This window comes from Bacillus cereus group sp. BfR-BA-01522 (genome assembly GCF_022662635.1).
GTDB lineage: Bacteria > Bacillota > Bacilli > Bacillales > Bacillaceae_G > Bacillus_A > Bacillus_A cytotoxicus.
Genome location: NZ_JAKUDY010000001.1, coordinates 102,956 through 127,052 on the forward strand (window position 1 = coordinate 102,956; position 24,097 = coordinate 127,052).

The window sequence follows — 24,097 nt, forward strand, 5'->3', positions numbered from 1 at the left end:
AGGGGGAGAAGAAAATGGCAAAAGTTTATTATGAAAAGGATGTAATGGTAAATGTATTAAAGGGAAAGAAAGTAGCAATTGTAGGATATGGATCGCAAGGGCACGCTCATGCACAAAACTTACGTGATAACAACTTTGATGTAGTAGTTGGTCTTCGGAAAGGAAAGTCGTGGGAAAAGGCAAAAGAGGATGGTTTTTCCGTTTACTCTGTAGCCGAAGCGGCAGCGATGGCTGATGTAGTGATGGTTCTTCTACCAGATGAATTACAGCCAGAAGTATATCAGGCGGAAATTGAGTCAAACTTACAATCTGGAAATGCACTTGTATTTGCTCATGGTTTTAATGTTCATTTTAATCAAGTAACACCGCCGGAAGATGTAGATGTATTCCTAGTAGCACCGAAAGGACCAGGCCATTTAGTGCGCCGCACCTTTACTGAAGGAGGAGCTGTACCAGCGTTGTTTGCTGTATATCAAGACGCAACTGGAACAGCAACAGAAAAAGCATTATCCTATGCCGATGGAATTGGAGCTACAAGAGCTGGTGTGTTAGAAACGACATTTAAAGAAGAAACAGAAACGGATTTATTTGGAGAACAAGCTGTACTTTGTGGAGGAGTGACTGCACTTGTAAAAGCAGGATTTGAAACATTAGTAGATGCTGGTTATCAGCCTGAACTTGCCTATTTTGAATGTTTACATGAATTAAAGCTCATTGTTGATCTTATGTATGAAGGTGGACTTGAAAATATGAGATATTCTGTTTCTGATACAGCGCAGTGGGGAGACTTTGTATCTGGTCCGCGTGTCGTAACAGAACATACGAAAAAAGCAATGGGCGACGTGTTAAAGGAAATTCAAGATGGTACATTCGCAAAAGGATGGATTGCAGAGCATCAAGCAGGAAGGCCGCACTTTCATGCGATAAACGCAAAGGAAAATGAGCATCAAATTGAAGTAGTTGGACGGCAGTTACGTGAGATGATGCCGTTTGTAAAACCGAAAGTAAAGACGGGGGTTAAATAATATGAAACAGATTTTGTTCATGGATACGACGCTTCGTGATGGGGAACAATCACCTGGAGTCAATTTAAATGAACAAGAAAAATTACAAATTGCTCGGCAGCTAGAAAAGTTAGGAATCGATGTGATGGAAGCGGGATTTGCCGCGGCATCTGAAGGAGACTTTCAATCTGTTAAACGGATTGCAGAAAGCATTCAAAATGCTTCGGTCATGAGTTTAGCAAGGGCAAAAGAAAGCGATATTCGCAAAGCGTATGAAGCGGTAAAACGAGCTGTTTCTCCTAGACTGCATGTATTTTTAGCAACGAGTGATATTCATATGAAATATAAGCTCTGCATGTCAAAAGAAGACGTATTAGACAGTATTCACCGTTCTGTTATATTAGGAAAATCTTTGTTTCCTACTGTACAGTTTTCAGCGGAAGATGCAACGAGAACAGCGCAACCTTTTTTAGCTGAAGCTGTTGAAGTTGCTATTCGTGCAGGAGCAGATGTCATTAATATTCCAGATACAGTTGGATATACACACCCAGAAGAATATTATTCTCTCTTTCAATATTTACAAGAATCAGTGCCTTCCTATGAAAAAGCAATTTTCTCTTGTCATTGTCATGATGACCTTGGCATGGCGGTAGCCAATTCGTTAGCGGCAATTGAAGGCGGGGCACTGCAGGTAGAAGGTACGATAAATGGGATTGGGGAGAGAGCAGGGAATGCAGCTTTAGAAGAAGTAGCTGTCGCTTTGCATATTCGAAAAGATCACTATAAAACGCAGTCTTCTATAATATTGAAAGAAATAAAAGCAACGAGTACATTAGTAAGTCGTTTAACCGGGATGATGATACCTAAAAATAAAGCAATAGTGGGAGCAAATGCGTTTGCCCATGAATCAGGCATTCATCAAGATGGCGTTTTAAAAGAAGTGACAACGTATGAAATTATTGCACCAGAATTAATTGGTGAATCACAGAATCTATTTGTTCTTGGAAAACATTCTGGACGCCATGCCTTTACGGAAAGAATGAAAGAACTCGGGTATGAGCTTACACAAAAAGAACGAGATGCTGCTTTTGAAGCCTTCAAAGCATTAGCAGATCGTAAAAAGGAAATTACGGATGAAGATTTACGGGCACTTATGCTTGGAGAAGCTGCACTTTTAACACAGCAGTACAATATTAAGCAGTTGCAAGTACATTTTGTGTCCAATCATATTCAATGTGCAACGGTTGTTTTACAAGATGGGAAAGGTAATAAATATGAGGATGCTGCAACTGGAGCAGGTAGTATCGAAGCCATTTATCATGCAATTCAAAGAATTTTAGAGATGGAATGTAAGTTAGTTGATTATCGTATTCAATCGATTACGCAAGGTCAGGACGCACTGGCTCATGTTCATGTGGAATTAAAAGAAGGGCCTCATCAAGTTTCAGGGTTTGGTGTTGCGCAAGACGTATTAGAAGCATCAGCTAGAGCATACGTTCATGCTGCTGGAAAATTAAAAGCACTGTTAACGCTCGTTAAGTAACAATCAAATAAGTAAGAGAACACCTTTACTTATTTGATTCAGAAAAATCAGATAAAAAGGGGTGCTTATCATTTGGAAAAACGCATTGTTTGTTTAGCTGGAGACGGTGTTGGACCAGAGATTATGGAAAGTGCGAAAGACATATTGCATATGATTGAACGATTGTATGGTCATCAGTTTTATTTACAAGAAGAGGAATTTGGGGGAGCTGCAATCGATTTATTTGGGCAACCATTACCTCAAAGAACATTGGCTGCATGTTTAGCAAGCGATGCGGTCTTACTTGGAGCAGTTGGTGGACAAAGATGGGACAATGTGAAAGAAAGGCCGGAAAAGGGATTACTTGCTCTTCGAAAAGGGCTTGGTGTATTTGCGAATGTTCGTCCGGTAACAGTAGAGGCGGAGATTGCACATTTGTCTCCATTAAAGACGGCGACAGAGATTGATTTTGTTGTTGTTCGTGAATTAACAGGCGGGATTTATTTTTCGTTTCCAAAAGAAAGGACCGAGGAAGTAGCAACTGATACATTGACATATCATCGCCGTGAGATTGAACGCATTGTCTCCTATGCTTTTCAGCTCGCAAGTAAACGGCGCCAAAAAGTTACTTCTATTGATAAAGCGAATGTACTCGAATCTAGTAAATTGTGGAGAACAATTACCGAAGAAGTTTCTCTTCGGTATCCAGAGATAGAGCTGGAACATATGTTGGTTGATGCAGCAGCAATGGAATTCATTCGGAATCCAGCAAGGTTTGATGTGATTGTCACTGAGAATTTATTCGGCGATATTTTAAGCGATGAAGCGTCTGTTTTAGCAGGATCGCTCGGGATGCTTCCATCAGCAAGTCATGCGGAGAATGGCCCATCGCTTTATGAACCAATTCATGGCTCAGCGCCAGATATTGCAGGGAAAAATAAAGCGAATCCAATTGCGATGATGCGTTCCGTTAAGATGATGCTTGAGCAGTCATTTGGGCTCATAAAGGAAGGAAGGGCAATTGAAGAGGCAATTACAGCAGTACTTCGATCAAAGAAATATACAGCTGATCTTGGCGGAGAAGAAACGACAACTTCATTTACACAAGCTGTCCTTCAAGAAATGGAAGAACAAGCGCTAGTTGGGAGAGGGCGATAATGGGAAAGAGACTACTAGATAAACTATGGGAAAAGCATATTGTAGCAACAAATGAAAATGGACTGGATCTATTATATATTGATCTTCATCTTGTGCATGAAGTTACTTCACCGCAAGCCTTTGAAGGCTTGCGGCTTGCAAATCGTACAGTGCGGAGACCAGATTTAACATTTGCGACGATGGATCATAATATTCCGACAAAAGACGTTTGGAATATTACAGATCATATTGCTAAGCAACAACTAGATACATTGCGTGCAAATTGCAAACAATTTCATATATCGTTAGCCGATATTGGAGATGAAGCACAAGGAATTGTTCATGTTATTGGGCCAGAACTTGGTCTTACGGTGCCAGGAAAGACAATTGTATGCGGTGATAGCCATACAGCAACGCATGGAGCATTTAGTGCACTAGCTTTTGGAATCGGTACAAGTGAAGTTGAACATGTATTAGCGACGCAAACGCTATGGCAACGGAAACCGAAGGCGATGGGAATTGAACTAAAAGGTACATTGCCGAAAGGGGTATATGCAAAAGATATCATTTTACATATTCTTGCCACATATGGAGTAGCAGTTGGTACTGGATATGTGATGGAGTTTTATGGAGAAACAATTAGGAGTATGGAAATGGAAGAACGGATGACACTTTGTAATATGGCGATTGAAGGTGGAGCAAAAGCAGGGATAATTGCGCCAGATGAAAAAACATTTGCTTACGTAAAGGGTCGGAAATACGCACCGAAGGACTTTGAGCGTGCCGTAGAAAAGTGGAGTGAACTGTATACAGATTCAGATGCGGTGTATGATATGCACATTTCAATTGATGTATCAAAGTTAGCGCCTTATGTAACGTGGGGAACAAATCCGAGTATGGGGATTCGTATCGATGAACAGTTACCAGCAATAAGCGATCAAAATGAAGAAAGAGCGTTTGCTTATATGGGACTGAAACCGAAGCAAAGTGCATATGACATCCCGATTAAACATGTCTTTATTGGTTCTTGTACAAATTCAAGGCTGTCGGATTTAGAGATTGCAGCTGCGATTGTAAAAGGGAAGAAAGTAAAAGACGGCGTAAGAGCACTTGTTGTACCAGGATCACAAAAAGTAAGACAATTAGCGATGGAAAAGGGACTACATCATATATTTGAGGAAGCTGGATTTGAATGGCGGGAGCCAGGCTGTTCCATGTGTCTTGGGATGAACCCAGATCAAGTACCTGCAGGAGAACATTGTGCTTCTACTTCAAACCGCAACTTTGAAGGGAGACAAGGAAAAGGTGCAAGAACACACCTTGTAAGTCCTGCAATGGCTGCGGCGGCAGCATTATATGGTCATTTCGTCGATGTGAGAAAGGAGAGTTATGATGGAGCCATTTCGTACTCATAAAGGTACTGTCGCTGTACTTATGAACGACAATATTGATACCGATCAAATTATTCCGAAACAATATTTAAAGAGGATCGAGCGAACTGGGTTTGGAAAATTTTTATTTGATGAATGGCGGTATGAAGAGGATAGAAAAGAAAATCCACATTTTCCGCTCAATGACCCTGAACGAAAAGGAGCAAGTATTCTCATTACAGGAGAAAATTTTGGTTGTGGATCATCGAGAGAACATGCACCATGGGCCCTTGCTGATTATGGATTTCGCGTTATTATTGCTGGAGGATTTGCAGATATTTTCTACATGAATTGTATGAAAAATGGAATGTTACCGATTGTAATGGACAAAGAGACGCGAGAAAAATTGGCAGCGATTGAGGCGAGGACTATAGTAGAAGTTGATTTGGAAAATGAGGTAATCATGACAACGCAGCATCAATTTCATTTTTCTATTGAAAAAATGTGGAGAGAAAAATTGTTAAAAGGTTTAGATGAGATTGAGATTACGATGCAATATGAAGAGTATATTCAAGAATATGAGGAAAAGGTAGTACATTAAACAATGTCAAAAAATATAAAGTTATAATTGTATTTACTTTCTGAATAGTTTGTTATATAATGTGTGAAAATAAGCGGAGGAAAGGAGTAAGGATTATGTTTGCAATGAAGTGTATAAATATGCTTACAAAACTACACCATCATCCATAAAACCCTTGCTCCTAGCGTGAAAAACGTGTAGGTACAAGGGTTATTCCTGTTGTACCTACACTCTATAAAAAGAGCCTTGTAGGTATTTTTTCTACAAAGGCTCTTTTTCTTTTGTTTGTGATTGTTATGGTGAGCATATACATAAAAAGAAAGGGGGAGTTTACATGACGAAGTGGAGACGTACAAAACCAAATGGAACGAGAGATTATTTATTTGAAGAATGCACATTAATTGAAGAAACAGAACAAAAGTTAAGACGAATGTTTTTAGAAAGAGGATATGACGAAATTCGAACACCTACAATTGAATTTTATGATGTATTTTCTGTTCAAAACCGTCCGATTGATGAGGAGAAAATGTATAAATTTTTTGATGAGCAGGGGCGTATTATTGTGTTGCGACCAGATATGACCATTCCGTTAGCAAGAGTAATTGGAATGCAGGGCGGAGATTCTCCAATGAAAGTCACGTATAGTGGAAACATATTTCGAGCACATAAATCACTCTCTGGTAAATATAATGAAATGATTCAAACTGGAATTGAAATTATTGGGATTGATAATGTACGAGCTGAAATTGAATGTGTTGTTAGTGCAATTCAAGCGCTGAAAGCGGTGGGGGTACATTCTTTTACAATTGAACTCGGGCAGGTTCATCTCTATAAATGTATCGTGAAAAAGCTGTCATTTCATGAAGAAGATGAAAGAGTACTGCGCACATATATTGAAAGTAAAAATTACGTAGCACTCTCGCGTTTTATCAAAGAGAAAAATTTAGATCGCAGTGATGAAACAGTGCAGTTACTTGAAAGATTACCAAGGCTATTTGGTAAGCTTGAAGTACTTGAGGAAGCGGAAAAACATGCTTCTAATAAGGAAATGAAAGATGCAATTGCACGTGTAAAAGCAATTTATGAAATGATTAAAAAATTAGGATATGAATCCTATATATCAATCGATTTAGGAATGATTCAACATTTACACTATTATACAGGTGTTATTTTTAAAGGATATGTATGTGAAGTGGGAGAAGAAATTGTTAGTGGCGGAAGGTATGATGACTTAATTGAACATTTTGGTGAATCGATGTCAGCAGTTGGCCTCGCTATGCAAGTTAATCAAATTGTGAAAATTTTGCAGGAACAACAAGAATCTGTAAAGCAAAAACAATTAGATATGATGATCCATTATACTTTGGGGCAATTAGCAGAAGCAGAAAAACTATGGTATTTACTAAAAAAAAGATGGTTGGAAAGTGGAAGTTTCTTTATTTGAAAGTTTACAAGATACTTTTCACTTTGCTAGAAAGAAGAGCATTCAAACAGTTATTGAAGTGACAGAAACATCACTAGTGGAATATGCTTGGAAAGATAAATGGCTTAGGAAGAAGGAGGGAGAAACTACATGCGTAACGTTCAAATTGCATTAACAAAAGGAAGGCTTGAAAAGCATGTTATACCACTATTTGAACAAATCGGTATGGATTGTTCAGAGATGATGGATAAGGGAAGGAAGCTTACTTTCAAAAGTAACAATTCAAATGTTTCATTTATTTTAGTGAAGGCGGTTGATGTTGCAACCTATGTAGAACATGGAGTTGCAGATATAGGGATTGTAGGAAAAGATATTTTAATGGAGTATGAGAAAGATGTATATGAAATGATAGATTTACAGGTCGGATGTTGCAAATTGTGTATTGCATCTATTCCTGCATATGACCCGAAAAAGTATAGAAAAAAGAGAATTGCGACGAAATACCCGTCTATTACTTCAAGATATTTTTGTGATAAAGGCGAAGATGTAGAGATCATTAAAATTGAAGGCTCTGTAGAAATTGCTCCGCTTCTTGGTTTAGTAGATGCAATTGTAGATATTGTAGAAACAGGGAAAACGTTGCAAGAAAATGGCTTAATTGTATTGGAAGAGATGTATCCAATATCAGCGCGAATGATTGTAAATAAAGCTGCTTTAAAAATGAAAAAAGACGAAATATTCAACATTATAAATAAAATAGAGTGTATCGTTTCTAAAAAATAAAGGAGGGGTCATATGATTTGTAAGAACTTTATAGAAGGATTATCGAAAATAAAGTTGTTAAGAGAGCACACCTATATAATGGAAGAAACGATGCAAATACGTGTGAAGGAAATCGTTCAAAAAGTAAGAGAGAAAAGAGATACAGCACTATTTTCATATACAAAATTATTTGATGATATCCAATTAACACAGTTTCGTGTATCAAAAGAAGAAATAGAGAATGCACAGAAATCTGTTTCATCTGAATTTATAGAGGCTTTACAAGAGGCAAAGAAAAATATCATATCCTATCATGAAAAGCAAAAAAGGCAATCGATATGTGATTATGAGGCGAAGGGAATTATTCAGGGTCAACTCATCAGACCATTAGAAATAGTCGGTGTATATGTACCAGGCGGAACAGCTTCATATCCTTCCTCGGTACTTATGAATACATTGCCGGCTAAAATTGCAGGTGTTCAAAAGGTTGTTATGGTAACACCACCAGGGAGAAAGGGAGTAGACCCCTACATTTTAGTTGCCGCACAAATTGCAGGTGTAGATGAAATCTATACGGTGGGCGGTGCGCAAGCAATTGCTGCTTTAGCATATGGAACGGAATCGATTCCAAAAGTTGATAAAATAGTTGGACCAGGAAATATATATGTGGCTTTAGCAAAGAAAGAGGTATACGGAATAGTCGATATTGATATGATTGCCGGCCCTTCCGAAATTGTAGTAATTGCTGATGAAACGGGGAAAGCATCGTTTATTGCAGCAGATTTATTATCTCAAGCAGAGCATGATACGAGAGCAACTGCGATTTGTATTACAACAAGCGCAATATTAGCGTCAGAAATAGAAAGAGAGGTAAACGTGCAACTGCCAATGTTGCCAAGAAGTGAAATTGCTCGTGAAGCGATAGAGAGAAATGGAGCAATCCTTATTGTTTCTTCGTTGACAGAAGCTTTTCAACTGTCAAATGAAATAGCCCCAGAACATTTAGAGTTACATATAAAAGAACCGATGAATGCTTTACCATATATTCGGCATGCGGGTTCTATTTTTCTTGGCCCCTATGCCCCAGAGCCGCTTGGAGATTATTTCGCAGGACCGAATCATGTGTTGCCAACGAGTGGAACAGCACGCTTTTTTTCACCGTTATCAGTAGATGATTTTATTAAAAAATCTAGTTTTATTTCTTATACGAAAGCGGCATTAAAAGATGTACAGCATCATATTATCAGTCTTGCTAATAAAGAAGGATTGCATGCACATACAAGAGCTATTCAAATTCGATTTGAGGAGGAGAAATGATGCGCCGGGCAAGCCAAGAGAGACGAACAACAGAAACGAAAATTAAACTGCATTTACAGTTGGATGAAAGTGAAAATATTTCTATTCGAACTGGTGTTGGATTTTTTGATCATATGTTAACGTTGTTTGCAAAACATGGAAGATTTGGACTGCAAATTGAAGCAGTAGGCGATATGTTTGTTGATGCACATCACACTGTGGAAGATGTTGGTATTGTACTTGGGAATTGCTTGAGAGAAGTTTTGCAAAATAAAGAGGGAATGAACCGTTATGGTGCAGCATATGTGCCGATGGATGAGGCATTAGGGTTTGTTGCAATTGATATAAGCGGTAGGTCTTATCTTGTATTTCAAGGAGAACTAGTAAATCCAAAGTTAGGAGATTTTGATACAGAACTTACAGAGGAATTTTTCCGAGCAGTTGCCCACGCAGCTCATATAACATTACATGCACGCATTTTATATGGAAACAATACACATCACAAAATAGAAGCTTTATTTAAAGCATTTGGACGTGCGCTTCGAGAAGCTGTAGATAAAAATGAAAAGATTGTCGGAATCAATTCTACGAAAGGAATGTTGTGATTGATTGCAATTATAGACTATGGCATGGGAAATATTCGGAGTATAGAACAAGCATTAACATCTATTGGAGTGGAACATCTTGTGACGGATCGTCAACGAGAAATTGTAAAAAGCGATGGTGTTATTTTACCGGGTGTAGGTGCGTTTCCGAAAGCAATGGAAGCTTTAGAGGCAAAAAAACTAGTAACTGTATTACAAGAATGCGGAAAGACAGGAAAACCGCTTCTTGGCATTTGTTTAGGAATGCAGTTACTGTTTGAAAAGAGTGAAGAAATGAAAAGTTCCAATGGTCTAGGTTTGTTACCAGGGGTAGTTCGTAAGCTACAAGTTCCGTATAAAATTCCGCATATGGGATGGAATCGGTTAACAAAAACGAAAGAAATGCCAATTTGGAATAGAGTAGCAGATGGTTCGTTTGTGTATTATGTTCATTCTTATTATGCTGAATGTCCAAATGATATGATTTGTGGTACGAGTGAATATGGAATTTCTGTTCCAGGGCTTGTTGCAAAAGGAAATATATTTGGAGCGCAATTTCATCCTGAAAAGAGTGGGGAAATCGGAATACAAATGCTTGCAAATTTCAAAGGAGTGGTGAAACAATGGAAATCCTCCCAGCTATCGATTTAAAAGAAGGACGATGTGTTCGGCTTTATCAAGGAGAGTTCAACAAAGAAACAGTTGTGAATGAACATCCAGTTGCACAAGCGATGATATTTGAAAAAATGGGAGCGAACAGGCTACATATTGTTGACTTAGATGGTGCAGTCTTGGGAAAATCAGCAAACTTATCTACCATTGAAGATATATGTAAAGCTGTTCGGATTTCGGTGCAAGCTGGCGGGGGGATTCGATCGCTTTCAGCTGTTGAAATGTTGCTATCAATAGGGGTAGAAAAAGTGATTTTAGGAACAGCTGCTTTGCATAATCGCTCATTTTTAGAAGAAGTAATTCGTCTATATGGAGAGAAGATTATTGTTGGAATTGATGCCAAAAATGGCTATGTGGCGACAAGAGGATGGCTTGATATGTCGGAAATTTCTTACATTGAACTCGCGAAACAAATGGAAGCAGTAGGCGTACAAACAATTATTTTTACTGATATTTCGAAAGATGGAACGCTTATGGGCCCCAATTTTGCGCAACTGCAATTGTTACAAGAAGAAGTATCGCTTCGTATTATCGCTTCAGGCGGCATTTCTTCATTGCAAGATGTAGAACAATTACAGGCAATGAATATGTACGGTGTGATTATTGGAAAAGCGCTGTACGAAAAAACAATGGATCTACAAGAAGTATTGCGGGTGACAAAGTCATGTTAGCAAAGCGAATTATTCCCTGCTTAGATGTGAAAGCGGGCCGCGTTGTGAAGGGAGTCAATTTTATCGGATTACAAGATATAGGAGACCCTGTTGAAATAGCTGCTTTGTATAATCAAGCGGGTGCAGATGAAATTGTTTTTTTAGATATTACAGCCACATATGAAGAGAGAAAAACAATTGTGGATGTTGTTGAAAAAACAGCTTCGAAAGTGTTTATTCCATTAACAGTTGGAGGCGGTATTTCTACAGTTAAAGATATATATACATTGTTAAGAGCAGGTGCTGATAAAGTTTCACTGAATTCAGCCGCTGTGAAAAATCCATTATTCATTCAAGAAGGAGCAGAGCACTTTGGTTCCCAATGTATTGTCGTCGCAATTGATGCAAGAAAAGTAGAAGAAGACAAATGGCACGTATATGTAAACGGTGGAAGAACGGATACAGGAATTGATGCGGTTCATTGGGCGAAACAAGTGGCTGAACTTGGGGCAGGGGAAATTTTATTAACAAGCATGGATGCCGATGGAACGAAAGATGGGTATAATCTTCGTTTAACAGACATCATTTCTGCAAATGTCTCCATACCTGTTATTGCTTCAGGTGGATGTGGAAGTGCTAATCATATTGTTGAAGTATTTGCGCATACATCTGTAAATGCAGCGCTAGCAGCATCCATTTTTCATTATGGAGAATGCACAGTACAGGAAGTAAAACAAAAATTACAATATGCAGGTATTGAGGTGAGAATATGAGACCTAATTTTTCTAAAGGATTATTACCTGCTATTGTTATAAATGAGGAGACAAAAGAAGTTTTAATGCTAGCTTATATGAATGAAGAGGCATATGAAAAGACGTTAAAAACAAAAAAAACATGGTTTTATTCCCGTTCGCGGCAAACACTTTGGAATAAAGGAGCAACATCGGGCCATGTACAACATGTGAAATCACTTTATTTAGATTGTGATCAAGATGCTATTGTGATAACAGTGAATCAAGTAGGAGTGGCCTGCCATACAGGTGAAAAAACATGTTTTCATCATAAAATAATCTAGGGAGATTTGAACATGGAGAAAGTACTAAAATCATTATTTGAAACGATTGAAAATCGAAAACAAAGCCCGCTGCAGGGTTCATATACAAATTATTTATTAACAAAAGGAGCAGACAAAATTTTAAAGAAAATAGGAGAGGAATGTACGGAAGTTGTCATTGCTGCGAAAAACGATAATAAAGAAGAGATTGTTAAAGAGATGGTGGATGTATTGTATCACTGTTTCGTTTTATTAGTAGCAAAAAATATTTCATTAGAAGAAATTGAAAAAGAAGTGAGAGAAAGAACAGGGAAGATATCAAAGACAGAAGAGCGGAAAGAGATTGATACATTGTAGGGAGGAAGGGAAATACATGACAGTTGATTATCACCTCTCCCCTTTATTTATCTCGCTATTTTAGGGCTCATAATCAGTGGGGGGATGAAGAAAGCCCCCACTGATTAAAGTTTCACTTTATAAATTTTAATGTAGCAACAAGTGACGATCGCAATTTCATCAGGTGCACACTATCCAAATGATTTAGGACGGTGCGGGGATGGCGACATTTCAGAAGCGAGTAAGAGTGATGAAGTGAATCGAAGAGCAGTAAAACAGCTTGAATAAAAAATGATTTTGTGATGAAAACCTCTCTTTTTGTTCACACTATAAAAGAATGAAAAGGAGGGTTTTTTATGCCAAAACAACAAAATCAAAAGATAAAAGGTATGAATGAAAGCTATACTTCTCAAACAAATGAAGAAGTTGATTCTGTTATTCAAGAACAAATTAGCGATACGGTAGCTGAAGGAACAATCGATGCGAAACTTCAGAAACAATCAAATGAAGCACAGTAAAAAAAGAGGAGAACGATTCGTCTCCTCTTTTCTTTGAAAAAGTGTCGATGTTCTAAACGATAATCAAATTTCTTGGCTTTTTTCATATATATTTTTTACAATAAATGAAGAAGTGTTCATTTTTGAAATAGAAGAGGTGCTTATTTTGGCAAAAATATTAGTAGCAGGTAAAGTTCCAGAAATCGGATTACAATTATTAAAAGAACATGATGTAGAAATGTATGATGGAGAAGAATTAATCTCTGCCCAGGAATTAACAAAGCGTGTCCAAGATAAAGATGCTTTATTAAGTTTGTTGTCTACGAAAGTGACAAAAGAGGTCATTGATGCAGCGCCGAATTTAAAAATTGTAGCAAACTACGGTGCTGGATACGACAATATCGCTTATGAATATGCAGCGGAAAAGGGGATTCTTGTTACGAACACGCCGAAAGTGTCTACAGAAGCGACAGCAGAATTAACATTTGCACTTTTACTAGCAGCAGCAAGAAGAATTCCAGAAGGTGATACGTTATGCCGTACAACAGGATTTAATGGCTGGGCTCCACTATTCTTTCTCGGAAGAGAAGTATATGGGAAAACAATTGGAATTATCGGTCTTGGAGAAATTGGAAAAGCGGTTGCGAAACGCGCAAAAGCATTTGGCATGAATGTGCTTTATACAGGACCAAATCGAAAACAAGAAGCTGAGCGAGAATTAGATGCTACATATGTATCGCTAGAACAATTATTACAAACAGCAGACTTTATTACAATTAACTGTTCGTATAACAAAAGTTTGCACCACATGATAGATGAAGAACAATTTAAAATGATGAAAAAAACGGCGTATCTTATTAATGCAGCTCGAGGTCCAATTATAAATGAGTTAGCGCTTGTTCATGCATTAGAAAGAAATGAGATTGAAGGAGCAGCTCTTGATGTATTTGAATTTGAACCGAAAATTACAGAGCAATTAAAAGGACTAAAAAACGTTGTTCTTACTCCTCATGTTGGAAATGCAACATTTGAAACAAGAGACGCTATGGCGGAAATGACAGTGCGAAATATTTTAGCTGTATTAAAAGGAGAAGAAGCACTAACACCTGTAAATTCAAAAATATTGGTAACAAAATAAGAGAAGTCTTCCTCAATGAGGAAGACTTCTCTTATTTTGTTTTGTTAGCTTTTTTTTTATGAGACGGTCTCTGTCGAATAAATTGGGATAACATATACAAAATATAAAGAGGGATGGCAATAAATAGAAAAACAGAAATATTACCAAAGCTTGTTTTATACATTGTATAAATAATACCAATTAAAAATAATGTAATAATGATACTATAGCGCGGAATTGGTACATCTTTAAGACTTGGGATACGAATGCGGCTCACCATTAAAAATGCAAACGTTACAAATACTGTAATAAGAACAATTTTAGGAATGGTATGCGAGAACAATGTTAAGAAAGCAACAAGTCCTCCCGCAGCAGTAATTGGAACACCAGTGAAATACTTCATAGAGGTAGATGATGGTGTCACGTTAAATCGAGCTAAACGATATGCTCCGAAAAGAGGAAATAGCCCAGCTATGTATAGTCCGATAATCCCATAATTTGAAAAAGATGTATAGTACATTAAAACAGCAGGTGCAGCCCCAAATGTCACAACATCTGCTAATGAATCAAGTTCTTTTCCGAGTTGTGAATCGACACGTAATAAACGAGCAATTCGACCATCAAGACTATCTAGCATCATCCCGATGAGTACTAAAATAGCAGCTGATTTATAATAACCTAAAGATGCATAGCCGATTGACAAAAATCCACTATATAAATTTCCGAGCGTAAATAAGTTTGGAATTGCTGCCCTATACAAAATATGATCCCTTGCTTTCTGTTATAAATTCTTAATTAGTGTATGAAAGTTTACTCATTTTATCATACCATAAATTTCTTTCTCATACGAAAAAAATTCTCAAATTGTGAAAGGTTTTACAACAAAATATATGAAACATTATATTATAAAATGATGTTGTTAAAAAGAGGGAATTTTCTATATATATATGACTGTTTCATCCGTTCCAGCAATGAAACAGAAAAGCCCATGCCGTTTTTGTTTTAGCATGGGCAAAACTAAGCACTTTTCCAAAGTTATTCAAATTGTGTCGTCATAGTTCCTGTTTTATATTGATTATTAGAATCAAAGCGTAGTAAGTCACCATAAATGATCTTATCTGAGTAATTTAATTCTGTTTTTGCTTTTTCAAGATATGGCTGACAAAATGAGAGATCAGTCGGTTCACCAGTGCTTTTTTTGTAGCATATATTTTTTGTATAAATGTAGTCATTTGTTACAAAACTACCGTCCCGCATAATCATAAGTGGATTTGTGTTGTTTAGAAATAAATCGGTACCAAATTCGATTGATTTCTTTGTTTTTATACCAAGTAAATGTAGTAAAGTTGGTTTTAAATCAATCTGACCTGAAACTTTAGAAATTACTTTTCCTTTTTGGCCTGGTATATGAATAATGAGTGGGACACGTTGCAATTGCATAGAATCAAAAGGTGTGATAGCATCCCTTCCAAGGAAATGAGCCATTGCTGCATTATGATTTTCTGAAATGCCATAATGATCTCCATAAATGACAATAATAGAATTATCATATAGTCCTTCTTCTTTTAAACGATTAATAAATAGTTTAATAGCTTCATCCGTATAACGAACGGTTGGGAAATAACGATTGAGAACACCGCTTTCAGAATGATATTCACTAATATATTGGTCTTCTGGATTTAAAAGAAACGGAAAATGATTTGTAAGAGTAATAAATTTCGTATAAAAAGGCTGCGGTAAAGATTTTAACTTTGAAATAGATTGTTCAAAGAATTCCTTATCTTTTAATCCCCAACCGACAGACATTTGTTCCGTTCCTACATAATCATTTAAATGAAAATAACGATCGTATCCAAGCGCTGGATACATGATGTCACGATTCCAAAATGTTTTATCATTTGAATGGAAGACAGCAGAATAATAACCATATTTTTTTAGTTGTTCTGGAGTTGCTGTATACTCATTTGTCGCATGAGTAAAGAAGACAGAACCACGATCTAATGGATAAAGTGAATTCTCAACGATAAATTCTGCATCCGATGTTTTACCTTGTCCAGTTTGATGATAAAAGTTATCAAAATAGTAACTATCTGTGATGAAACGATTTAAAAACGGAGTAATTTCTTTCCCGTTAATTTTTTTGTTAATAACAAAATTTTGCGTAGACTCCATGGAAATTAAAATGACATTTTTTCCTTTTGCGATACCGAACAATTCTTTATCAAATCCTGCATCTTTTGTGTCTACATAGTTTTTAATTTCAGAAAAGCCATCTCCGCTCGCAAATACACGCTCGGCAGAATTTTTCGATTGAAGTGTAATATCAAATACATGATATGTGTATAATCCTAAATTTTTAACGACTGTTTGTCGATCAAAAGATCTTGAGAACAACTGTGGTTTATAAATGATAGATACAATGAGCTGTAATGCTAATAAAGCTGTAATACTACCGAAAAAGGTTCTCTTTTCTGTTTTTGATAACGGTGTTGTATTGCAAAACTTCGGAAACTTACGTGAAAGAAACATTAAGATGATTACATCTGCAAATAAAAGTAATGTTTTATACGTAAAGAGTTCTTTAATACTTGTTCCTAAATCAGCCATATTATTCGTTTGGAATAAAACAGGAAATGTAACAAAATCATTATAAAACCCGTAAAACATTGCATTCCCAAATAAAATAAAGGAAAAAATAAAGCTGATTCCAATAATAAGTCGATTTCGATATTTCGATGCAAGCAGTGCAAACCCAAAGAATAATAGTAAAGAAGCTAGCGGGTTGAACAAGAGCATGATTTCTTCAAAGAAATTATCAATTTTAATATCGAAAGCTAGCTTGTACACAATATATGTTTTTATCCATAATAAAACGACTGCGACAAGCGCAAATCGTAATTTTGGAAACAAGTGTTGCAGCATATAGTATACTCCTTTCCTATGTTTATGACAGTTCTTGTAATTGTACTTTGCTAAGTAGAAGCTTCACTTTATATATACGAACAGCCTTATATGGTTATGATTATTGTACTATGTGTACCATTATACGAGAAGAGAAAAGAATTGTGGATGCTTTTTGTGAGAATCGATTAGAACAAGAGAAGTGGGAGATAATAAAATGAAATGACAATCATGCAAAGAACGGAATCAAACATTGCATGAGAATGGGAGGATATCATGAAAAAAATAATTTATTTCGTACTATGTAGTATCTGCATTGTATGTTCTTTTCCTAGATCAGCTGCGGCTCAATACGATGCTCCTTTGCTGGAAGATGCTCTTTACTCAGTATTGTTTCCACAAATAAACGCTGCAATGGAAAAGCATTATGGAAAATTAAAGCCGTATGATTGCCCGAAAATCGTTAGCTTAAAAAAACTTTATAGCGGTACATATGTATTTCAAGCAGTCATTGAAGTAACGAAATATGAACCAGGCACAGGGGGAGAAAAAGTGCCTCCTTTTGAGAAAGTTAACGTCACTTTTAATAATGAAGAAGGGGAGTGGAACGTAACAAAGGTGGAGGTAAAGCGTTTATCAGATCATACAAAAATAAATTGTAAAAAATAGTTTGACAAATAAATTATCTCTTTGGTATTGTTAATAGCAACATAAGATGTTTGACAAATAAATAGACTTACCTCATCTATTCTCAAAGGTAGAGGCCGCGATAGGAAAGAGTAAACTATAGGAGATTGAGTGGAATCGTTGATTATAGTCTGAAAGGGACTGTCGCCGAAATATAAGAATAACCACATTATTCATATATTGGGACTATGTTGAATAAATGTAGTACTGTCATAAGATTTATTTTTATGGAGAGCTATTTGGAGATGTTGATGCGGTTTCTTATTTGAGAAGATAACAACTTGTTTATTTTTTCAATATGTATAATTTCTAATAAGAAACGCGTGTGAACATTGTTCCGCGCGTTTTTTCTTTATCCTGCATAATTCTCCCCCGCCTTAAGATTTCGAGAAGAATAAGGGGGATTGGTGAGGGCTCACAATCAGTAGGGGAGGAAGAACTCCTACTGATTAAAGTTTTACTTTATCTAAAAGCGTGACAATGAATAGAAGATTGGGGTTATGAGTTTTAGAGAAAATAAGGGAGGAATTTACATGTATTTACACGGCACGAGCCGGATTAATGAACAAGGACACTTAGAAATTGGAGGGTGCGATACAACGCAGTTGGCGAAACGATATGGGACACCGCTTTATGTATATGATGAAACTGCAATTAGGGAAAATTGTCGTGCGTTTCACCATGCTTTTCAAAAAAGCGGGTTCTCTTATCAAGTAGCATATGCAAGTAAAGCGTTCTTGTGCATGGAGATGTGCCGAGTAGCATTAGAGGAAAATATGTCTTTAGATGTTGTTTCGGGCGGGGAGTTATATACCGCTTTACAAGCAGGATTTCCAGCATCACGCATTCATTTTCATGGGAATAATAAAACAGAAGAAGAAATGAGAATGGCGCTAGAAGCAAATATTGGATGTTTTGTAGTAGATAACTTTTTTGAATTAGAAGTATTACATGATTTAGCGGAGCAGTATAAAAAAATGGTGAATATATTGATTCGTGTCACACCTGGTGTAGAGGCGCATACACATGAATATATTACAACAGGCCAAGATGATTCGAAATTTGGTTTTGGTGTTTCAAACGGGCAAGCACTGCACGCTATGGAACGTGCATTAGAAAAAACAAATTATAATGTGTTAGGTATACATTCGCATATTGGTTCGCAAATTTTTGAAACAGCAGGTTTTATTCGTGCGATTGAAGTATTACATCATTTTTTAGAAGGAGTAAAAACAAAAACAGGTTATACAATTTCGGTGCTGAATGTAGGGGGGGGATTTGGTATTCGTTATACGGAATCGGATACACCACTTACTCTTGAGGCGTATGTGCAAGCTGTAACAGATGCGGTAAGAGAGCGATTTACAGCATGTGAGTATCCACTTCCGGAAATATGGATTGAACCTGGTCGCAGTATTGTTGGTGATGCAGGAACAACAATTTATACAGTAGGCGCAATAAAAAATATTCCTGGTATTCGTAAATATGTTTCAGTCGATGGGGGAATGACAGATAATTTAAGGCCTGCATTATATGGTGCACGCTATGAAGCGATGCTTGCAAACCGTGCAAATGTAGCAAACGAAGAAGTTGTCTCAATTGCAGGGAAATGTTGTGAGAGCGGAGATATGTTAATATGGGATGTTTATCTTCCGCAAGTAGTCTCTTCAGATCTATTAGCGGTGTCTTGTACAGGTGCATACGGGTATTCTATGGCAAATAATTATAATCGGATTCGTAGGCCAGCCGTTGTATTTGCGAAAGATGGAACATCTCAAGTGGTAGTGGAGCGCGAGTCGTATGAAAATATAATTGGGAACGATCGCATACGTATAAAAGAGCTCGTTTAAAATAAAAAGGAGTTGTTCAAAAGGGAACAATTCCTTTTTTAAATAAAAAAATATAAAATATATCGGAAAACTAGGATTGAAAAAAATCAGAATTATGATACAATACGAATTACAAAGCTTATCAAGAGAAGCGGAGGGAACTGGCCCTATGAAGCTCAGCAACCTGCTCATAGCAGTAGCAAGGTGCTAAGTCCAGCAAAATGGCATCCATTTTGAAAGATAAGGTAACATATATTACCGAACAGTCTTTTCGAAATGGAAAAGATTTTTTTATGAATAAAAAGGGGGACTGTTCGTGGGAGTGCGTGGACATTTTGATGAAGTAGCTGAAAAGATTCAAGCGATGCTTGCTGATATGAAATATGGTTCTGTTACAATTGTTGTGCAAGATGGAAAAGTGATTCAATTAGAAAAAAGTGAAAAGGTACGCTTGAAATAAAAGCGCTGACTAGAAAAACTAGAGGCGGTTTTAATCTATTTTATTGGATTAAAACCGTCTTTTTGCTTTTTATAGGGGGAAAAACATGTTGACATATGAAACGTGGGAAGAAGACAGTATGTCTTTTTCTGAGAGAGATGAAACGAAAGGGGCGTTAGCTGTATTAGAGTGGGCGTATAAACAATATAATGATGAAATTGTATATGCGTGCAGCTTTGGGGTAGAAGGGATGGTTCTTTTACATCTTATCAATGAAGTAAATCCATTTGCTCAAGTTGTCTTTTTAGATACAAATGTTCATTTTTGCGAAACGTATGCGCTAATTGAGCGAGTGCGTCAACGATTTCCAAAGTTGAATATTATTGAGAAACAACCCGGACTGACGCTCGAAGAACAAGAGGATAAGTATGGAAAAGATTTATGGGAACATAATCCTAATCTTTGTTGTAAGCTTCGGAAAATTTTACCTCTTGAAGAATTGTTAGCGAATAAAAATGCATGGATTTCAGGATTAAGAAGGGAACAATCTGAGACGAGGAAGCATACAAAATTTATAAATCAAGATCATCGCTTTCAATCGATTAAAATTTGTCCGCTTATTCATTGGACATGGAAAGAAGTGTGGCGTTATGTGTATAAACATAATTTGCCATACAACCCATTACATGACGTTGGTTATCCAAGTATAGGTTGTGAGAAATGTACATTACCTGTAGGCAAATATGGAAGTTCAAGGGATGGCCGGTGGGCTGGATCGGTGAAAACGGAATGTGGACTTCATGACCAATGAAGTTTTTAGTGATCTGAAATAGAGAAAAGAAGGAGTATAGAAACATGACTGCAACAAATTTTTTAGTAAATCGTATTGATGAAACATATGATACAGCAAATATTGTACAAGAAATTGAACTAGACAGCATCGCTTTAAGTGACTTGGAACTGCTTGCAACAGGAGGATATAGTCCGCTTATCGGTTTTCTAGGAGAAGAAGAGTATCAATCTGTTGTAGAAACCATGCGATTAACAGATGGAAGTATATGGAGTATTCCAATTACACTTCCAGTAACAGAAGAAAAAGCAGAACAATTACAGGTAGGAGAAGAAGCTCTGCTCGTAAAAGATGGCGTCACATATGGGGTCATTCAAATAGAAGATATTTTCACGCCAAATAAGGAAAAAGAGGCATTATTTGTATATAAAACGACTGAAGATGCTCATCCAGGAGTGAAAAAATTATATGAACGTGCAAATGTGTATGTAGGAGGCGCAATTACAATTGTAAAGCGGGTTGAGCATAAGAAGTTTGCTTCTTATTATCTAGATCCAAGTGAAACGCGTGAAATCTTTGAAAAGCGAGGTTGGAAAACAGTCGTCGGTTTTCAAACGAGAAATCCAGTTCATCGAGCGCATGAGTATATTCAAAAATCAGCACTTGAAATTGTAGATGGTTTGTTTTTGAATCCGCTTGTTGGAGAAACGAAATCAGATGATATTCCAGCGGATGTAAGAATGGAAAGTTATGAAGTGCTTTTGAAACATTATTATCCAAACGATCGTGTTTTCTTAGGAGTGTTTCCTGCCGCAATGCGTTATGCAGGACCGAGGGAGGCAATATTTCATGCATTAGTTAGGCGAAACTTTGGATGTACGCATTTCATTGTAGGACGCGATCATGCTGGAGTAGGAAATTATTATGGTACGTACGAAGCGCAGGAGATTTTTAAACTTTTCACAGTAGAAGAGCTAGGAATTACGCCACTCTTTTTTGAACATAGCTTTTACTGCAAGAAATGCGAGGCGATGGCTTCAACAAAAACATGTCCGCATGGAAAAGAAGATCATGTCATTTTATCGGGGACGAAAGTAAGAGAAATGCTAAGGGATGGTGACGTTCCGCCAAGTACGTTTAGCCGGAAGGAAGTCATTGAAGTATTAATTCGTGGTTTACAAAAAGCACGGTAACAGAATAAGGAGAGAATAGCATGGACACAAATATTACGTGGCATACAGCTTCTGTTTCGAAAGAGGAGAGAAGAAAGAGGAATGGGCACCATAGTTTTGTCATTTGGTTTACGGGGCTATCAGCTTCAGGAAAGTCAACGGTAGCAAATGCAGTTGCTAGAAAATTATTTGATAGAAACATAGGGAATTATGTATTGGATGGGGATAATATTCGGTACGGTTTGAATAAAGATTTAAGTTTTTCTGAAAGAGATCGCGCAGAAAATATTCGCCGTATTGGTGAGGTTTCAAAATTATTTGTTGACCAAGGAACGATTGTGCTTACAGCTTTTATCTCACCTTTTCGAGCAGATCGCCAGCAAGTGCGAGCTATTTTTGAGAAAGATGAATTTATCGAAGTGTTTGTGAAATGTCCAATCGAAGAGTGTGAGAAACGAGATCCGAAAGGGTTATATGAGAAAGCGAGACAAGGGGAGATTAAGCTGTTTACGGGCATTGATTCTCCATACGAAGAACCGGAAAAAGCGGAATTAACTGTGGAAACAAACCGTTATTCCATTGAAGAGTGTGCGGAACAAATCATTCATTATTTACAAGAACGTAGCTTCATATAGGGGGATAGATTATGAGTTATGAAAAAGTATGGGCAAGCAATGAGAAATTAAATAGGACAGAGAAAAAGAAACTAGAGAAAGATGGTTTGGAGATTTTTAAAGAGATTCCGTATTATGCTGAAAACGGCTTCGCATCTATTCCGAAAGAAGAATGGGATTCCTTTAAATGGGCGGGGTTATACTTGCAACGTCCAAAAGAGGCAGGGTACTTTATGATGCGTGTTAATATCCCTTCTGGTATTTTAACGAATGAACAAGTGGAAGTATTAGCTTCTATTGCAGAAGACTATGGCCGTGATGTTCTCGATATTACGACAAGACAGGCAATTCAATTTCATTGGTTACAAATTGAACAAATACCGGATATTTTTAAGCGTTTAGAAAGCGTAGGATTATCAACAGCAGGAGCGTGCGGAGATATTACAAGAAATATTATCGGAAATCCGCTTGCTGGTATTGATCGTGATGAGCTCTTTGATACAGCGCCAATTGTAAAAGACATATACGAGTTCTTTCAACATAATGAGGATTTTTCGAATTTACCACGGAAATTTAAAATATCTATTAGTGCTAATGTATATAATGCAGCAAATGCTGAAATTAATTGTGCAGCTTTTGTACCAGCGCGGAAAGAAATAGATGGAAATATAGTCGAAGGGTTTCATGTGCGAGTTGGTGGTGGATTATCAGCGCGTCCTTATTTAGCACAAGAACTCGATCTCTTTATTCGCCCTCAGCAGGTGAAGGACGTAGCGATTGCTATTGCGACTATTTTTCGGGATTTTGGATATCGTGAAAAACGCCATTTGGCTCGTTTGAAATTTTTAGTAGCAGATTGGGGGCCGGAAAAATTTAAAGAAACATTACTAGAATATACAGGCCCTTTATATGAAAAGGGAGAGAGTGCTCTAAAAGGATGGAATGCCGGTTATTTTTATGGTGTGCATAAACAAAAGCAGGAAAATCTATCATATGTAGGCTTTAATGTGCCTGTTGGGCGGTTACATTCGGAGGAGTTCTTTGAAATTGCAAGAATTGCTAAGCAGTATGGAAATGGAGAAATTCGTACATGTAATTCACAAAACTTCATTATTCCAAATGTACCAGAAGAAAATGTAGAAAGTCTATTAAAAGAACCATTGTTTGAATCCATATCAGCAAGTCCAAAATCTTTCATCGGTTATGCTGTATCATGTACGGGAATTGAATATTGTAATCTAGCATTAGTGGAAACGAAAGAAAGGTTACGGCAAATTGCAGATTATTTAGATACGCAACTTGCATTAGATGTTCCTGTTCGAATCCATATGGTAGGCTGTCCGAATTCATGCGGGCAACGGCAAATTGCAGATATTGGATTACAAGGTGTAAAGCTTAAAACGAAAGAAAAAGGGATTGTTGAAGCCTTTGAAATATATGTAGGTGGAACGTTGCTTGAAGGTGGTGCCTATAATCAAAAATTAAAAGGGAAAATTGATGGAGAAGATCTTTCAAATGTACTGGTGGCATTTTTAACTTATTTTAAAGAGCATAAATTGCCAGCTGAAACATTCTATGAGTTTGTAGGTCGTGTAGGGATTGAAAATTTACAAGAGGCATTCAATACCATTATAGAAGAAGGAATTGCATCATAGGGGGGC

The 24,097-nt window shown here is 37.1% G+C and carries 25 protein-coding genes, 1 pseudogene and 2 riboswitches; of the genes and pseudogenes, 24 read left to right on the forward strand and 2 right to left on the reverse strand.

Annotation, left to right across the window (positions count from 1 at the left end; genetic code table 11):
• The first annotated feature begins 14 nt into the window (after window positions 1-14).
• The 17 genes and pseudogenes from ilvC to MR059_RS00615 all read left to right on the forward strand — a co-directional run bounded on the left by ilvC (window position 15) and on the right by MR059_RS00615 (window position 14,025).
• Window positions 15-1,025 carry a ketol-acid reductoisomerase gene (gene ilvC, locus MR059_RS00540; RefSeq protein ID WP_011984201.1) on the forward strand — a complete coding sequence of 337 codons (1,011 nt, stop codon included), beginning with the start codon at window positions 15-17 and terminating at the stop codon, window positions 1,023-1,025.
• Between the two features lies 1 nt (window position 1,026).
• The gene (locus MR059_RS00545; RefSeq protein ID WP_011984202.1) at window positions 1,027-2,547 is read left to right on the forward strand and encodes a 2-isopropylmalate synthase; all 1,521 of its coding nucleotides are present in this window, start codon (window positions 1,027-1,029) and stop codon (window positions 2,545-2,547) included.
• A gap of 72 nt (window positions 2,548-2,619) precedes the next feature.
• Window positions 2,620-3,684 carry a 3-isopropylmalate dehydrogenase gene (leuB, locus tag MR059_RS00550; RefSeq protein WP_011984203.1) on the forward strand — a complete coding sequence of 355 codons (1,065 nt, stop codon included), beginning with the start codon at window positions 2,620-2,622 and terminating at the stop codon, window positions 3,682-3,684.
• Window positions 3,684-5,078 (forward strand): 3-isopropylmalate dehydratase large subunit, encoded by a 1,395-nt coding sequence (gene leuC / locus MR059_RS00555; RefSeq protein ID WP_011984204.1) that lies wholly within the window; start codon window positions 3,684-3,686, stop codon window positions 5,076-5,078. Before leuB ends, leuC begins: the two co-directional genes overlap by 1 nt.
• Complete coding sequence (leuD, locus tag MR059_RS00560; RefSeq protein WP_041809563.1) at window positions 5,056-5,634, forward strand: 3-isopropylmalate dehydratase small subunit; 579 nt, start codon at window positions 5,056-5,058, stop codon at window positions 5,632-5,634. Before leuC ends, leuD begins: the two co-directional genes overlap by 23 nt.
• A gap of 313 nt (window positions 5,635-5,947) precedes the next feature.
• Window positions 5,948-7,211 (forward strand): annotated as a pseudogene (gene hisZ / locus MR059_RS00565) (ATP phosphoribosyltransferase regulatory subunit).
• Window positions 7,187-7,819, forward strand: a complete 633-nt coding sequence (gene hisG / locus MR059_RS00570) for an ATP phosphoribosyltransferase (RefSeq protein WP_011984206.1) — start codon at window positions 7,187-7,189, stop codon at window positions 7,817-7,819. Before hisZ ends, hisG begins: the two are co-directional and overlap by 25 nt.
• Window positions 7,820-7,831: 12 nt before the next feature.
• Window positions 7,832-9,115, forward strand: coding sequence for a histidinol dehydrogenase (hisD, locus tag MR059_RS00575; protein ID WP_011984207.1), 1,284 nt, complete (start codon window positions 7,832-7,834; stop codon window positions 9,113-9,115).
• Complete coding sequence (gene hisB, locus MR059_RS00580) at window positions 9,115-9,699, forward strand: imidazoleglycerol-phosphate dehydratase HisB (RefSeq protein ID WP_041809565.1); 585 nt, start codon at window positions 9,115-9,117, stop codon at window positions 9,697-9,699. The genes hisD and hisB overlap by 1 nt, the downstream gene beginning before the upstream one ends.
• The gene (gene hisH / locus MR059_RS00585; protein ID WP_011984209.1) at window positions 9,700-10,329 is read left to right on the forward strand and encodes an imidazole glycerol phosphate synthase subunit HisH; all 630 of its coding nucleotides are present in this window, start codon (window positions 9,700-9,702) and stop codon (window positions 10,327-10,329) included.
• On the forward strand, window positions 10,302-11,021 hold the full coding sequence (gene hisA, locus MR059_RS00590) for a 1-(5-phosphoribosyl)-5-[(5-phosphoribosylamino)methylideneamino]imidazole-4-carboxamide isomerase (protein ID WP_011984210.1): 720 nt from the start codon (window positions 10,302-10,304) through the stop codon (window positions 11,019-11,021). The genes hisH and hisA overlap by 28 nt, the downstream gene beginning before the upstream one ends.
• Complete coding sequence (gene hisF / locus MR059_RS00595; protein ID WP_011984211.1) at window positions 11,015-11,773, forward strand: imidazole glycerol phosphate synthase subunit HisF; 759 nt, start codon at window positions 11,015-11,017, stop codon at window positions 11,771-11,773. Before hisA ends, hisF begins: the two co-directional genes overlap by 7 nt.
• Window positions 11,770-12,075 carry a phosphoribosyl-AMP cyclohydrolase gene (gene hisI, locus MR059_RS00600; RefSeq protein WP_011984212.1) on the forward strand — a complete coding sequence of 102 codons (306 nt, stop codon included), beginning with the start codon at window positions 11,770-11,772 and terminating at the stop codon, window positions 12,073-12,075. The genes hisF and hisI overlap by 4 nt, the downstream gene beginning before the upstream one ends.
• A 12-nt stretch (window positions 12,076-12,087) precedes the next feature.
• A complete protein-coding gene (gene hisE, locus MR059_RS00605) occupies window positions 12,088-12,411 on the forward strand; it encodes a phosphoribosyl-ATP diphosphatase (protein ID WP_011984213.1) in 324 nt (107 codons plus the stop codon).
• Window positions 12,412-12,552: 141 nt separating this feature from the next.
• Window positions 12,553-12,678: a hypothetical protein gene (locus MR059_RS21755; RefSeq protein ID WP_255815432.1), complete on the forward strand. Its 126-nt coding sequence runs from the start codon at window positions 12,553-12,555 to the stop codon at window positions 12,676-12,678.
• Between the two features lie 68 nt (window positions 12,679-12,746).
• Window positions 12,747-12,908 (forward strand): DUF4025 domain-containing protein, encoded by a 162-nt coding sequence (locus tag MR059_RS00610; protein ID WP_011984214.1) that lies wholly within the window; start codon window positions 12,747-12,749, stop codon window positions 12,906-12,908.
• Between the two features lie 145 nt (window positions 12,909-13,053).
• On the forward strand, window positions 13,054-14,025 hold the full coding sequence (locus MR059_RS00615; RefSeq protein WP_011984215.1) for an NAD(P)-dependent oxidoreductase: 972 nt from the start codon (window positions 13,054-13,056) through the stop codon (window positions 14,023-14,025).
• A gap of 31 nt (window positions 14,026-14,056) precedes the next feature.
• Here the strand turns inward: MR059_RS00615 and pssA are convergent, their stop codons facing one another.
• Both pssA and MR059_RS00625 read right to left on the reverse strand, forming a co-directional pair.
• A complete protein-coding gene (gene pssA / locus MR059_RS00620) occupies window positions 14,057-14,764 on the reverse strand; it encodes a CDP-diacylglycerol--serine O-phosphatidyltransferase (protein ID WP_011984216.1) in 708 nt (235 codons plus the stop codon).
• Between the two features lie 275 nt (window positions 14,765-15,039).
• Complete coding sequence (locus tag MR059_RS00625; protein ID WP_011984217.1) at window positions 15,040-16,926, reverse strand: LTA synthase family protein; 1,887 nt, start codon at window positions 16,924-16,926, stop codon at window positions 15,040-15,042.
• Window positions 16,927-17,181: 255 nt separating this feature from the next.
• Between MR059_RS00625 and MR059_RS00630 the strand changes: the two genes are divergently transcribed.
• The 7 genes from MR059_RS00630 (at window position 17,182) to MR059_RS00660 (ending at window position 24,091) form a co-directional block, all read left to right on the forward strand.
• Window positions 17,182-17,574, forward strand: coding sequence for a DUF3888 domain-containing protein (locus MR059_RS00630; RefSeq protein WP_011984218.1), 393 nt, complete (start codon window positions 17,182-17,184; stop codon window positions 17,572-17,574).
• A gap of 81 nt (window positions 17,575-17,655) precedes the next feature.
• Window positions 17,656-17,838: riboswitch (Lysine riboswitch) on the forward strand.
• A gap of 287 nt (window positions 17,839-18,125) precedes the next feature.
• Window positions 18,126-19,442 carry a diaminopimelate decarboxylase gene (gene lysA, locus MR059_RS00635; protein WP_011984219.1) on the forward strand — a complete coding sequence of 439 codons (1,317 nt, stop codon included), beginning with the start codon at window positions 18,126-18,128 and terminating at the stop codon, window positions 19,440-19,442.
• Between the two features lie 115 nt (window positions 19,443-19,557).
• Window positions 19,558-19,668: riboswitch (SAM riboswitch) on the forward strand.
• Between the two features lie 69 nt (window positions 19,669-19,737).
• The gene (locus MR059_RS00640) at window positions 19,738-19,881 is read left to right on the forward strand and encodes a YezD family protein (RefSeq protein ID WP_011984220.1); all 144 of its coding nucleotides are present in this window, start codon (window positions 19,738-19,740) and stop codon (window positions 19,879-19,881) included.
• Between the two features lie 85 nt (window positions 19,882-19,966).
• A complete protein-coding gene (locus MR059_RS00645) occupies window positions 19,967-20,671 on the forward strand; it encodes a phosphoadenylyl-sulfate reductase (RefSeq protein WP_011984221.1) in 705 nt (234 codons plus the stop codon).
• 44 nt (window positions 20,672-20,715) lie between these two features.
• Complete coding sequence (gene sat / locus MR059_RS00650) at window positions 20,716-21,843, forward strand: sulfate adenylyltransferase (protein WP_011984222.1); 1,128 nt, start codon at window positions 20,716-20,718, stop codon at window positions 21,841-21,843.
• A 20-nt stretch (window positions 21,844-21,863) separates the two neighbouring features.
• Window positions 21,864-22,457, forward strand: a complete 594-nt coding sequence (cysC, locus tag MR059_RS00655) for an adenylyl-sulfate kinase (protein ID WP_011984223.1) — start codon at window positions 21,864-21,866, stop codon at window positions 22,455-22,457.
• An 11-nt stretch (window positions 22,458-22,468) separates the two neighbouring features.
• Window positions 22,469-24,091: a nitrite/sulfite reductase gene (locus MR059_RS00660; RefSeq protein WP_011984224.1), complete on the forward strand. Its 1,623-nt coding sequence runs from the start codon at window positions 22,469-22,471 to the stop codon at window positions 24,089-24,091.
• The last annotated feature ends 6 nt before the right edge of the window (window positions 24,092-24,097 follow it).

Bases quoted from the DNA above. Each gene is read 5' to 3' on its own strand.
- ilvC (WP_011984201.1), top strand. From the start codon at position 15: ATGGCAAAAGTTTATTATGAAAAGGATGTAATGGTAAATGTATTAAAG.
- MR059_RS00545 (WP_011984202.1), top strand. From the start codon at position 1,027: ATGAAACAGATTTTGTTCATGGATACGACGCTTCGTGATGGGGAACAA.
- leuC (WP_011984204.1), top strand. From the start codon at position 3,684: ATGGGAAAGAGACTACTAGATAAACTATGGGAAAAGCATATTGTAGCA.
- leuD (WP_041809563.1), top strand. From the start codon at position 5,056: ATGGAGCCATTTCGTACTCATAAAGGTACTGTCGCTGTACTTATGAAC.
- hisG (WP_011984206.1), top strand. From the start codon at position 7,187: ATGCGTAACGTTCAAATTGCATTAACAAAAGGAAGGCTTGAAAAGCAT.
- hisD (WP_011984207.1), top strand. From the start codon at position 7,832: ATGATTTGTAAGAACTTTATAGAAGGATTATCGAAAATAAAGTTGTTA.
- hisB (WP_041809565.1), top strand. From the start codon at position 9,115: ATGCGCCGGGCAAGCCAAGAGAGACGAACAACAGAAACGAAAATTAAA.
- hisA (WP_011984210.1), top strand. From the start codon at position 10,302: ATGGAAATCCTCCCAGCTATCGATTTAAAAGAAGGACGATGTGTTCGG.
- hisF (WP_011984211.1), top strand. From the start codon at position 11,015: ATGTTAGCAAAGCGAATTATTCCCTGCTTAGATGTGAAAGCGGGCCGC.
- hisI (WP_011984212.1), top strand. From the start codon at position 11,770: ATGAGACCTAATTTTTCTAAAGGATTATTACCTGCTATTGTTATAAAT.
- hisE (WP_011984213.1), top strand. From the start codon at position 12,088: ATGGAGAAAGTACTAAAATCATTATTTGAAACGATTGAAAATCGAAAA.
- MR059_RS00610 (WP_011984214.1), top strand. From the start codon at position 12,747: ATGCCAAAACAACAAAATCAAAAGATAAAAGGTATGAATGAAAGCTAT.
- MR059_RS00625 (WP_011984217.1), bottom strand. From the start codon at position 16,926: ATGCTGCAACACTTGTTTCCAAAATTACGATTTGCGCTTGTCGCAGTC.
- MR059_RS00630 (WP_011984218.1), top strand. From the start codon at position 17,182: ATGAAAAAAATAATTTATTTCGTACTATGTAGTATCTGCATTGTATGT.
- lysA (WP_011984219.1), top strand. From the start codon at position 18,126: ATGTATTTACACGGCACGAGCCGGATTAATGAACAAGGACACTTAGAA.
- MR059_RS00645 (WP_011984221.1), top strand. From the start codon at position 19,967: ATGTTGACATATGAAACGTGGGAAGAAGACAGTATGTCTTTTTCTGAG.
- sat (WP_011984222.1), top strand. From the start codon at position 20,716: ATGACTGCAACAAATTTTTTAGTAAATCGTATTGATGAAACATATGAT.
- cysC (WP_011984223.1), top strand. From the start codon at position 21,864: ATGGACACAAATATTACGTGGCATACAGCTTCTGTTTCGAAAGAGGAG.
- MR059_RS00660 (WP_011984224.1), top strand. From the start codon at position 22,469: ATGAGTTATGAAAAAGTATGGGCAAGCAATGAGAAATTAAATAGGACA.